The following is an 11978-nucleotide window of genomic DNA, read 5'->3' as shown; positions in this document are numbered from 1 at the left end:
AATCGCGCACAAACAAAAACGCCCGGCATAAGCCGGGCGTCTTGTATTGACCAGATTAGCGGGCGCGGTAAGTGATGCGCCCTTTGCTCAAGTCATAGGGAGTCAGCTCTACGCGCACTTTGTCGCCGGTAAGAATACGGATGTAGTTCTTGCGCATCTTGCCGGAGATGTGCGCGGTTACGACGTGCCCATTTTCCAACTCCACACGAAACATGGTGTTGGGCAGGGTGTCGACGACAGTGCCTTCCATTTCGAAGCTGTCTTCTTTCGACATGCAGTAAAGCCCTCGGTGTCCAATGAATGGCCCGGTGCAACTGCGCCAGGCAAAAGCGGCGTGCATTGTGCCCGAAAAGAGGGGTTTAAGCCAAGGGGTTTAGGGGCGTCTCTAGTTTAGAACCACCCAGCGCTGATTAATCAGCAACTCAATAGGGCGATATTGAGTCTTGTAATTCATTTTTTTGCAGTTTTTGATCCAGTAGCCGAGGTAGACCGCCTCCAGCCCCAGTCGCCTGGCCTCGGCGATTTGCCACAGGATTGCATAGCGCCCAAGGCTGCGACGCTCTTCGGCTGGCTCGTAGAAGGTGTAGACCGCCGAAAGACCGTTCGGCAGCAAATCGGTGACGGCGACGGCCAGCAGCTGGCCGTTCAGGCGAAACTCATAAAACCTTGAAAACGGCAGGTCTCGCACCAGGAAGGTCGAAAACTGGTCGCGACTTGGCGGGTACATGTCGCCATCGGCGTGACGCTGTTCGATGTAGCGCTGGTAAAGCTCGAAGTACTCTTCGTTGAAGCGGGGCTTGGCCGGACGCACCTGCAAGTCGGTGTTGCGCTTGAAGATTCGTTTCTGTTGCCGGTTGGGCGTGAACTGCCCCACGGGAATGCGCGCCGGAACGCAGGCATTGCAATTCTGGCAATGCGGCCGGTAGAGATGATCGCCACTGCGACGAAACCCCATCTCCGACAGGTCTGCATAGACATGCACATCCATGGGCTGGCTAGGGTCGAGGAACAGGGTTGTGGCCTGCTCATCGGGCAGATAACTGCAAGAGTGCGGCTGAGTGGCATAGAACTTCAAACGCGCCAACTCGGTCATGATCAACCCTCGGGATAATGCTTTTGAATAAGTGTAAGCCACGCGCGCAAATGTCGCTCAGCAAACCCAGGTGGCATGGTTGGGTTGGTCCAGATATCCGGCCAGATAGCTGGCAAACTCACGGCGGGGGATGGCCCGGGCTCCGAGGCTGTGCAGGTGATCGGTCGGCATCTGGCAATCAATCAGTACAAACCCCGAGTCTTTCAGATGTCGGACCAGGGTGGCAAAGCCGAATTTCGAGGCGTTGTCAGCGCGACTGAACATGGACTCGCCAAAAAACAACCGGCCCATCGCCAGGCCATACAGGCCGCCGACCAGTTCCTCCCCGTCCCACACTTCCACCGAGTGCGCGTGACCACGCCTGTGCAGTTCGATGTAGGCCTCTTGCATCGCTTCGGTGATCCAGGTGCCGTCGGCGTAATCCCGGGGAGCCGCACAAGCGCGGATGACGGCGGCGAAGTCCTGGTCGAAGGTCACTTGATAGCGTTGCTGGCGCAGCAGTTTGTTCAGGCTGCGCGAGACGTGCAATTCGTCGGGAAACAGAACCGTGCGCGGGTCCGGAGACCACCAGAGAATCGGCTGGCCTTCGGAAAACCATGGGAAGCAGCCGTGGCGATAAGCCGAGATCAGCCGATCGGCGGACAGGTCACCACCGGCAGCCAGCAGCCCGTTGGGGTCGCGCATGGCCTTTTCCAGCGGTGGGAAATGCAAGGTGTTGCGTTGTAACCAAGTCAGCATGGCATCCGGGCTTGCAGAAGGGGAGGGCAGTGGCGGGCGTTTGCCCGCCGTAAAGTTTGCCTTCAAACGGCAGGAATGTCGTCGAGGTATTTTTCGGCGTCCAGCGCCGCCATGCAACCGGCCCCGGCAGACGTAACGGCCTGGCGATAAACATGATCGGCCACGTCGCCGGCGGCAAACACACCTGCAATCGCCGTGGCGGTAGCATCGCCTTCGCTGCCGCCCTTGACCAGCAGATACCCGTCGCGCATTTCCAGTTGCCCGATGAACAGGTCAGTGTTGGGTTTGTGGCCGATGGCGATAAACACCCCGGTCAGCGGCAGCTCTGTGGTTTCACCCGTTTGGCTGTCCCGCAGACGGGCCCCGGTCACGCCACTGGCATCGCCGAGCACTTCGTCCAGATTCTGGTTCCAATGCAGGCGAATATTGCCGTTGGCGGCTTTTTCGAAGAGTTTGTCTTGGAGGATTTTCTCCGAGCGCAGTTTGTCGCGTCGATGGATCAGGTGCACTTCCTTGGCGATGTTCGACAGGTACAAGGCTTCCTCGACCGCCGTGTTGCCGCCGCCGACCACCGCGACCACCTGGTTGCGATAGAAGAACCCGTCACAGGTCGCGCACGCCGACACCCCTTTGCCAGCAAAGGCTTCCTCCGACGGCAGGCCCAGGTATTGCGCGCTGGCGCCCGTGGCAATGATCAGGGCGTCGCAGGTGTAGGTGCCGCCATCGCCAATCAGCTCGAATGGCCGTTGTTGCAACTTGGCGGTATGGATGTGGTCGTAAACGATCTCGGTGGCAAAGCGCTCGGCGTGTTTTTGCATGCGCTCCATCAGCACGGGGCCGGTCAGGCCTTCTACGTCGCCTGGCCAGTTATCGACTTCGACGGTGGTGGTGAGCTGGCCACCTGCCTGTATGCCGGTGATGACAACGGGCTTGAGGTTGGCGCGGGCGGCATAAACGGCTGCGCTGTAACCGGCAGGGCCGGAGCCCAGGACAATCAGGCGGGAATGCTTCGCTTCGCTCATAAAAACACCTCATAAGCCTTTGTCACAAAAGACAATGCATGCTCAAATTGAATAGCATGTCATGTGCTGTTGACTATGCTACACCCAAGGGTCTCAAGCATGGCGTCGTGCGTACAAACCCGTACAATGCCCTGCGTGTTACATATATTCAGTGCGCACCGTGTTTATAAAAGCCGGGACGCAGTGTTAAAAGTAGTCCCGGTTACCTGTGTTAACTTTTTTACCTGCCTGGATTGGGCGGTTTTTTAGACATTCAACAGATGGACGCGCCATTGGCGCAGGAAAAGAAGCGTTTTGAAGAAATCCACCGCAGCACCTAAACCAGCCGTCGTACCGCTCTGGCGCCAGCACTTGCACTACCGACTCAAGGAAGGTGCGCTGATCGCCATCGGTGCCCTGTGCCTGTTCCTGATGATGGCCTTGCTGACCTATGGCAAGGATGATCCGGGCTGGAGCCATAACAGCAAGATCGACGACGTGCAGAATTTCGGCGGGCCCGCGGGCTCCTACAGCGCCGATATCCTGTTCATGGTGCTGGGTTACTTCGCCTACATTTTCCCGTTGCTGCTGGCGGTCAAGGCGTACCAGATCTTCCGTCAGCGTCACGAGCCTTGGCAGTGGAGCGGCTGGCTATTCTCCTGGCGCCTGATCGGCCTGGTGTTCCTGGTGCTGTCGGGTGCCGCGCTGGCCCATATCCATTTTCATGCCGCGACCGGTCTGCCGGCAGGTGCGGGCGGGGCGCTGGGCGAAAGCCTCGGCGAACTGGCGAGGAACGCCCTGAATATCCAGGGCAGTACGCTGCTGTTCATCGCGTTGTTCCTGTTCGGTCTTACGGTGTTTACCGACCTGTCGTGGTTCAAGGTGATGGACATCACCGGCAAGATCACCCTCGACCTGTTCGAACTGTTCCAGGGCGCGGCCAATCGCTGGTGGGCGGCCCGTACCGAACGCAAACAGCTGGTCGCCCAGCTGCGTGAAGTCGATGACCGTATGGATGAAGTGGTTGCGCCGACAGTCACCGACAAGCGCGAACAGGCCAAGGTCAAGGAGCGGTTGATCGAGCGTGAGCAGGCCCTGAGCAAGCACATGTCCGAGCGCGAGAAGCAGGTGCCGCCGGTGATTGCGCCCGCGCCGCCAAAACCTGCCGCGCCGAGCAAGCGCGTGGAAAAAGAGAAGCAGGCGCCACTGTTCGTCGACAGCGCCGTTGAAGGCACCTTGCCGCCGATCTCGATTCTTGATCCCGCGGAAAAGAAACAGCTCAATTACTCGCCCGAATCCCTGGCGGCGGTCGGTCACCTGCTGGAAATCAAGCTCAAGGAGTTCGGCGTCGAAGTGACCGTGGACTCGATCCACCCGGGTCCGGTGATTACCCGTTACGAAATCCAGCCCGCCGCTGGCGTCAAGGTCAGCCGCATCGCCAACCTGGCCAAAGACCTGGCCCGTTCCCTGGCCGTGACCAGCGTGCGCGTGGTGGAAGTGATTCCGGGCAAGACCACGGTCGGTATCGAGATTCCCAACGAAGACCGGCAGATCGTGCGTTTCTCCGAGGTATTGTCGACCCCCGAGTACGACAACTTCAAATCCCCGGTCACCCTGGCCCTGGGCCACGACATCGGCGGCAAACCGGTCATCACCGACCTGGCGAAGATGCCGCACCTGCTGGTGGCCGGTACCACCGGTTCCGGTAAGTCGGTGGGCGTGAATGCGATGATCCTGTCGATCCTGTTCAAGTCTGGCCCGGAAGACGCCAAGCTGATCATGATCGACCCGAAAATGTTGGAACTGTCGATCTACGAAGGCATTCCGCACCTGCTGTGCCCTGTGGTCACCGACATGAAGGACGCCGCCAACGCCCTGCGCTGGAGCGTTGCCGAGATGGAGCGTCGCTACAAGCTGATGGCCAAGATGGGTGTGCGAAACCTGTCGGGCTTCAACGCCAAGGTCAAGGAAGCCCAGGACGCCGGCGAGCCGTTGAGCGATCCGCTGTACAAGCGCGAAAGCATCCACGACGAAGCGCCGCTCCTGCAAAAGCTGCCGACCATTGTGGTGGTGGTCGACGAATTCGCCGACATGATGATGATCGTCGGCAAGAAGGTTGAAGAACTGATCGCGCGTATCGCCCAGAAGGCGCGTGCGGCCGGCATTCACTTGATCCTCGCGACCCAGCGTCCGTCGGTGGATGTGATCACCGGTCTGATCAAGGCCAACATCCCGACCCGCATGGCGTTCCAGGTATCGAGCAAGATCGACTCGCGGACCATCATCGACCAGGGTGGCGCCGAACAACTGCTGGGCCACGGTGACATGCTGTACATGCCGCCGGGCACCAGTCTGCCGATTCGTGTTCACGGTGCCTTCGTGTCCGACGATGAGGTTCACCGCGTGGTGGAGGCCTGGAAGCTGCGGGGCGCGCCGGAATACAACGACGACATCCTCAATGGCGTCGAAGAGGCGGGCAGCGGCTTCGAAGGCAGCAGCGGGGGCGGCGACGGTGACGATCCCGAGGCCGACGCGCTGTACGACGAAGCGGTCCAGTTCGTGCTGGAAAGCCGTCGCGCCTCCATTTCCGCGGTTCAGCGCAAGCTCAAGATCGGCTACAACCGCGCCGCGCGCATGATCGAAGCCATGGAAATGGCCGGGGTCGTGACGTCCATGAACACCAACGGTTCGCGTGAAGTCCTGGCCCCAGGCCCGGTGCGTGACTGACACGAATATGAAAGGGTGGCGCCCTTTGGCGCCGCTCGCAATCCCACGAATGTTATGAGGACTCCCATGCGTCTGATCCGCATGCTGTTGCTGCCGGTACTGGCTTTGACCACGCTCCAGGCTAACGCCGATGACAAGGATGTGGCACGCCTGACCCAACTGCTGGAAAAATCCCAGACCCTGACTGCGCGTTTTTCGCAACTGACCCTTGATGGCACCGGCACCCAGTTGCAGGAAACCTCCGGCGACATGTCCCTGCAGCGCCCGGGCCTGTTCTACTGGCACACCGATGCACCGGCCGAACAGACCATGGTGTCCGATGGCAAGAAGGTCACCCTGTGGGATCCGGACCTGGAACAGGCCACCATCAAGAACCTCGACCAGCGCCTGACCCAGACCCCGGCCTTGCTGCTGTCCGGTGACGTGTCCAAGATCAGCCAGAGCTTCGACATCAGCGCCAAGGAAGCCGGCGGCGTGATCGACTTCACCCTGAAGCCGAAGACCAAGGACACCCTGTTCGACAGCCTGCGCCTGTCGTTCCGCAATGGTCTGGTCAACGACATGCAACTGATCGACAGCGTGGGCCAGCGCACCAATATCCTGTTCACCGGGGTGAAGGCCAACGAGCCGATCCCGGCGTCCAAGTTCAAGTTCGACATCCCTAAAGGGGCGGACGTGATCCAGGAATAAAACGCAGAACCCCTGTAGGAGCGAGCCTGCTCGCGATGGACTCAAGGACACCGCTGGGTGTCAGGCTGCCAGCGTTATCGTTAATGTCCATCGCGAGCAGGCTCGCTCCTACAAGGGATAGAGAATCAGTGAGGTTTTGTAGATAGTCATGGACCTGTTTCGCAGTACCCCCATCGCCCAGCCCCTGGCCGCCCGCCTGCGCGCGGCCAACCTGGACGAGTACGTCGGTCAGGAACACGTGCTCGCTCGCGGCAAGCCCTTGCGCGAGGCGCTGGAGCAGGGTGCCCTGCATTCGATGATTTTCTGGGGGCCGCCGGGTGTGGGCAAAACCACCCTGGCGCGATTGCTCGCGGAAGTCTCGGATGCACACTTCGAAACGGTCTCGGCGGTGCTGGCCGGGGTCAAGGAGATCCGTCAGGCGGTGGAAATCGCCAAGCAGCAGGCCGCGCAGTACGGCCGCCGCACCATTTTGTTCGTCGACGAAGTGCATCGTTTCAACAAGTCCCAACAGGACGCGTTCCTGCCTTATGTCGAGGACGGCACGCTGATTTTCATCGGCGCGACCACGGAAAACCCTTCGTTCGAACTCAACAACGCCTTGCTGTCCCGCGCCCGCGTCTACGTGCTCAAGAGCCTCGACGAAGCGGCCCTGCGCAAACTGGTGCAGCGCGCGCTGACCGAAGAGCGGGGCCTGGGCAAGCGCAACCTGACCCTCAGCGATGAAGGCTTCCAGATGCTGCTGTCGGCCGCGGACGGCGATGGTCGACGCCTGCTCAACCTGCTGGAAAACGCCTCGGACCTGGCCGAAGACAACAGCGAGATCGGCACCGAGCTCCTTCAGAGCCTGCTCGGCGACACCCGTCGACGCTTCGACAAGGGTGGCGAAGCCTTCTACGACCAGATATCGGCGCTGCACAAATCGGTGCGCGGCTCCAACCCAGATGGCGCGCTGTACTGGTTCGCGCGCATGATCGATGGCGGTTGCGACCCGCTGTACCTGGCCCGGCGCGTGGTGCGCATGGCCAGCGAAGACATCGGCAACGCCGACCCGCGTGCCCTGAGCCTGTGCCTGGCGGCCTGGGAAGTGCAGGAGCGTCTCGGCAGCCCCGAAGGCGAACTGGCGGTGGCCCAGGCCATCACCTATCTGGCCTGCGCGCCAAAAAGCAACGCGGTGTACATGGGCTTCAAGACCGCATTGCGCGCCGCCGCCGAACACGGCTCGCTGGAGGTGCCGCTGCACCTGCGCAACGCGCCGACCAAGCTTATGAAGCAATTGGGCTATGGCGACGAATACCGCTATGCCCACGACGAACCGGATGCTTATGCCGCCGGGGAAGACTATTTCCCCGAAGAACTCGACCCGATTCCGTTCTATCAGCCGGTGCCCCGTGGCCTGGAGTTGAAGATCGGCGAAAAACTCAACCACCTGGCAAAACTCGACCGTTTAAGCCCCCGGCAGCGGAGAAAATAGTGCTTCCCTTGATCGTTGCGGTTTCCGTCGGCGGGATGGCCGGCACGCTGTTGCGCTTTGCCACGGGTAACTGGATCAACGCGAATTGGCCGCGGCACTTCTATACCGCGACGCTGGCCGTTAATATCGTGGGCTGTTTGCTGATCGGCGTTCTATACGGTCTGTTTTTGATACGCCCGGAGGTTCCCATCGAGGTGCGCGCCGGGTTGATGGTCGGCTTCCTCGGGGGGCTGACGACTTTTTCATCCTTTTCACTGGATACGGTGCGCCTGCTGGAAAGCGGGCAAGTGCCGCTGGCCCTGGGTTATGCGGCGCTCAGCGTATTCGGCGGGCTGCTTGCCACCTGGGCCGGCCTGTCCTTGACCAAACTTTGATAAACGAGAAACCGACATGCTCGATTCCAAACTGTTACGTAGCAACCTTCAGGACGTAGCGGACCGCCTGGCATCCCGTGGCTTTGTGCTGGATGTTGCGCGCATCGAAGCGCTGGAAGAACAGCGCAAGACCGTCCAGACCCGCACCGAAGCACTGCAGGCTGAACGTAACGCGCGCTCCAAATCCATCGGTCAGGCCAAGCAGCGTGGCGAAGACATCGCGCCGCTGATGGCGGATGTCGAGCGCATGGCGGGCGAATTGAGCGCCGGTAAAGTCGAACTGGACGCGATCCAGACCGAACTGGACTCGATCCTGCTGGGCATTCCCAACCTGCCGCACGAATCCGTGCCGGTCGGCGAAGACGAAGAGGGCAACGTCGAAGTGCGCCGTTGGGGTACCCCGACTGCCTTCGATTTCCCGGTTCAGGACCACGTTGCCCTGGGCGAGAAGTTCGGCTGGCTGGACTTCGAAACCGCCGCCAAGCTGTCCGGCGCCCGTTTCGCCCTGCTGCGTGGCCCGATCGCCCGTCTGCATCGTGCCCTGGCGCAGTTCATGATCAACCTGCACGTCACCGAGCACGGCTACGAAGAGGCCTACACGCCTTACCTGGTCCAGGCCCCGGCGCTGCAAGGCACCGGTCAGCTGCCGAAGTTCGAAGAAGACCTGTTCAAGATCGCCCGCGAAGGCGAGGCCGACCTGTACCTGATCCCGACCGCCGAAGTGTCGCTGACCAACATCGTCGCCGGTGAAATCGTCGATTCGAAACTGCTGCCGATCAAGTTCGTCGCCCACACCCCGTGCTTCCGCAGTGAAGCCGGCGCTTCGGGCCGCGACACCCGCGGCATGATCCGTCAGCACCAGTTCGACAAGGTTGAAATGGTGCAGATCGTCGAGCCGTCGAAGTCGATGGAAGCGCTGGAAGGCCTGACCGCCAACGCCGAGAAAGTCCTGCAACTGCTGGAACTGCCTTACCGCACCCTGGCGCTTTGCACCGGCGACATGGGCTTCAGCGCGGTCAAGACCTACGACCTGGAAGTGTGGATCCCGAGCCAGGACAAGTACCGCGAAATCTCGTCGTGCTCCAACTGTGGCGACTTCCAGGCCCGCCGCATGCAGGCGCGCTTCCGCAACCCGGAAACCGGCAAGCCGGAACTGGTTCACACCCTGAACGGCTCTGGCCTGGCAGTGGGTCGCACCCTGGTGGCGGTGCTGGAGAACTATCAGCAGGCCGACGGTTCGATCCGTGTGCCTGAGGTTCTCAAGCCGTATATGGGTGGCCTTGAGGTCATCGGCTAAATGAAATATCTGCCGCTGTTTCACAACCTTCGCGGCAGTCGTGTGTTGGTCGTCGGTGGGGGGGAAATTGCCTTGCGCAAGTCCCGCCTGCTGGCCGATGCCGGTGCGCTGCTGCGGGTGGTTGCACCTGAAATCGAAGCGCAACTGCGCGAACTGGTTGCCGGCAGCGGTGGCGAGTGCCTGTTGCGTGGCTACGCCGAGGCGGACCTGGACGGTTGCGGGTTGATCATTGCCGCCACCGACGACGAAGCGCTCAACGCACAAGTCTCCGCCGATGCCCATCGGCGTTGCGTGCCGGTCAACGTGGTGGACGCGCCGGCCCTGTGCAGCGTGATCTTCCCGGCCATCGTCGACCGCTCGCCGCTGATCATTGCCGTGTCCAGCGGTGGCGATGCGCCGGTGCTGGCACGCTTGATCCGCGCCAAGATCGAAACCTGGATTCCTTCCACCTACGGTCAACTGGCCGGCCTGGCGGCGCGTTTTCGCCATCAGGTCAAAGGCCTGTTTCCGGATGTGCAGCAGCGTCGGGCGTTCTGGGAGGATGTTTTCCAGGGCCCGGTTGCCGATCGGCAACTGGCCGGGCAGGGTGCTGAAGCCGAGCGTTTGCTCCAGGCGAAAATCGATGGTGAAGCTCCTGTTGCGACCGGTGAAGTCTATCTGGTGGGCGCAGGGCCAGGTGATCCCGATCTGCTGACGTTCAAGGCACTGCGTCTGATGCAGCAAGCCGACGTGGTGCTGTACGACCGTCTGGTGGCGCCGGCGATTCTCGAACTGTGCCGTCGCGACGCCGAGCGGGTTTACGTCGGCAAGCGCCGTTCCGATCACGCGGTGCCGCAGGATCAGATCAACCAGCAATTGGTGGACCTGGCCAAACAGGGCAAGCGTGTAGTGCGACTGAAGGGCGGCGATCCGTTCATCTTCGGTCGTGGCGGTGAAGAGATCGAAGAACTGGCGGCCCATGGCATCCCGTTCCAGGTCGTGCCGGGGATCACGGCGGCCAGTGGTTGCGCGGCTTATGCCGGGATTCCGCTGACCCACCGCGATTACGCGCAATCGGTGCGCTTTGTCACCGGGCACCTGAAGGACGGCTCAACCGATTTGCCGTGGGCCGATCTGGTCGCGCCGGCGCAGACGCTGGTGTTCTACATGGGCCTGGTGGGCTTGCCGATCATCTGCGAGCAGTTGATCAAACATGGTCGCGGTGCTGATACCCCGGCGGCGTTGATCCAGCAGGGCACCACGGTCAATCAGCGGGTGTTTACCGGAACCCTGGCCGACTTGCCACGATTGGTGGCGGAGCATGAAGTGCATGCGCCGACGCTGGTGATCGTGGGTGAAGTGGTGCAACTGCGCGAGAAACTGGCGTGGTTCGAAGGGGCTCAGGGGCAGGTCTGAAGTCCGAGTTGCCCCCATTCGCGAGCAAGCCCGCTCCCACATTGGATTCGTGAACGACACAAATCCCTGTGGGAGCGGGCTTGCTCGCGAAGAGGCCCTCACATCCACCGCAAAACTCAGCTCAGACTCAGGCCTTGCGCCAAACCCCTTTCCCGCTCAACCGCTCCCGGTCATGGGCCACGGTAAAGTCCTGCGCCGGCCCCTTGGGCACCACACCCGTCGGGTTGATGGTGCGATGGCTTGCGTAGTAGTGGTGCTTGATGTGTTCAAAATCCACCGTCTCGGCAATCCCCGGCCACTGATAGATCTCCCGCAGCCAGTTCGACAGGTTCGGATAATCCGCAATCCGCCGCAGGTTGCACTTGAAGTGCCCGTAGTACACCGCATCGAAGCGAATCAGCGTGGTGAACAGGCGGATGTCCGCTTCGGTCAGGTATTCGCCAGCCAGATAGCGGTTGGCGCCCAGCAGCAGCTCCAGGCGGTCCAGTTCGGCAAACACCTCGTCGAAGGCTTGTTCATAAGCCTGTTGCGAGGTGGCAAACCCGGCGCGGTACACGCCATTGTTCACCGCCGGATAAATCCGCTCGTTCAACGCATCGATCTCACCGCGCAGCGGCGCCGGGTAGAAGTCCAGGTCGTTACCGGTCAGATCGTCGAAGGCACTATTGAACATGCGGATGATTTCCGATGATTCATTGTTGACGATGCGTTTGTGCTGTTTGTCCCACAGCACCGGCACGGTGACGCGGCCGCTGTAGTCGGCGGTATCGGCGGTGTAGCGCTGGTGCATGAAGTCAAAGTGATCGAGCTTGTCGCCGGTGGAGCCCAGGGCTTTGTCGAAGGTCCAGCCGTTTTCCAGCATCAGCCAACTGACCACCGAAACGTCGATCAGGCTTTCGAGGCCTTTGAGTTTGCGCAGGATCAGGGTGCGATGGGCCCACGGACAGGCCAGGGACACGTACAGGTGATAGCGACCGGGTTCTGCGGCAAAACCGCCGACGCCGCTCGGTCCCGGCTTGCCATCTGCGGTCAGCCAGTGGCGACGCTGCGCCTGTTCACGCTGGAACGCGCCGTCCTTGCTGCTTTCGTACCACTTGTCCTGCCAGCGGCCATCGACTAACAAACCCATGCTCAAGACTCCAGAAGCCAATATTCGTTGGAGTCGAGTCTATTCCCATGGGTTCGAACAAAA

Annotated in this window: 11 protein-coding genes; 6 read left to right on the top strand and 5 right to left on the bottom strand. The window is 61.0% G+C overall.

The features are described from left to right. Positions 1-55: 55 nt before the first annotated feature. The 4 genes from infA to trxB form a co-directional block, all read right to left on the bottom strand. Positions 56-274 (bottom strand): translation initiation factor IF-1, encoded by a 219-nt coding sequence (infA, locus tag ACXX83_RS14325; protein ID WP_002553999.1) that lies wholly within the window; start codon positions 272-274, stop codon positions 56-58. A gap of 111 nt (positions 275-385) precedes the next feature. Further along, entirely contained in the window at positions 386-1093 is a 708-nt protein-coding gene (locus tag ACXX83_RS14320; protein ID WP_458548883.1) for an arginyltransferase, read from the bottom strand. A 57-nt stretch (positions 1094-1150) separates the two neighbouring features. Next, a complete protein-coding gene (aat, locus tag ACXX83_RS14315; RefSeq protein WP_217835700.1) occupies positions 1151-1831 on the bottom strand; it encodes a leucyl/phenylalanyl-tRNA--protein transferase in 681 nt (226 codons plus the stop codon). A gap of 62 nt (positions 1832-1893) precedes the next feature. After that, positions 1894-2853 carry a thioredoxin-disulfide reductase gene (gene trxB, locus ACXX83_RS14310; protein WP_217835699.1) on the bottom strand — a complete coding sequence of 320 codons (960 nt, stop codon included), beginning with the start codon at positions 2851-2853 and terminating at the stop codon, positions 1894-1896. 294 nt (positions 2854-3147) lie between these two features. On the opposite strand from trxB, the gene ACXX83_RS14305 reads away from it, so the two are divergent. From ACXX83_RS14305 to cysG, 6 genes are all read left to right on the top strand, one after another. Beyond that, the gene (locus ACXX83_RS14305; RefSeq protein WP_015094398.1) at positions 3148-5559 is read left to right on the top strand and encodes a DNA translocase FtsK; all 2412 of its coding nucleotides are present in this window, start codon (positions 3148-3150) and stop codon (positions 5557-5559) included. 66 nt (positions 5560-5625) lie between these two features. Further along, positions 5626-6249, top strand: a complete 624-nt coding sequence (lolA, locus tag ACXX83_RS14300) for an outer membrane lipoprotein periplasmic chaperone LolA (RefSeq protein WP_015094399.1) — start codon at positions 5626-5628, stop codon at positions 6247-6249. A gap of 148 nt (positions 6250-6397) precedes the next feature. Beyond that, complete coding sequence (locus ACXX83_RS14295; RefSeq protein ID WP_015094400.1) at positions 6398-7720, top strand: replication-associated recombination protein A; 1323 nt, start codon at positions 6398-6400, stop codon at positions 7718-7720. After that, positions 7720-8094 (top strand): fluoride efflux transporter CrcB, encoded by a 375-nt coding sequence (crcB, locus tag ACXX83_RS14290; protein ID WP_008049383.1) that lies wholly within the window; start codon positions 7720-7722, stop codon positions 8092-8094. Before ACXX83_RS14295 ends, crcB begins: the two co-directional genes overlap by 1 nt. Positions 8095-8110: 16 nt before the next feature. Next, positions 8111-9391 (top strand): serine--tRNA ligase, encoded by a 1281-nt coding sequence (gene serS / locus ACXX83_RS14285; protein ID WP_104447773.1) that lies wholly within the window; start codon positions 8111-8113, stop codon positions 9389-9391. Beyond that, positions 9392-10786: a siroheme synthase CysG gene (gene cysG, locus ACXX83_RS14280; protein ID WP_458548878.1), complete on the top strand. Its 1395-nt coding sequence runs from the start codon at positions 9392-9394 to the stop codon at positions 10784-10786. Positions 10787-10913: 127 nt separating this feature from the next. On the opposite strand, the gene ACXX83_RS14275 is transcribed toward cysG, so the two are convergent. Then, a complete protein-coding gene (locus ACXX83_RS14275; RefSeq protein ID WP_458548876.1) occupies positions 10914-11915 on the bottom strand; it encodes a glutathione S-transferase family protein in 1002 nt (333 codons plus the stop codon). Positions 11916-11978: the final 63 nt, after the last annotated feature.

Source organism: Pseudomonas sp. GNP012, from assembly GCF_054343835.1.
Note: the sequence above shows the minus strand (reverse complement) of the source record. Positions and strands in the feature narration are given on the sequence as shown.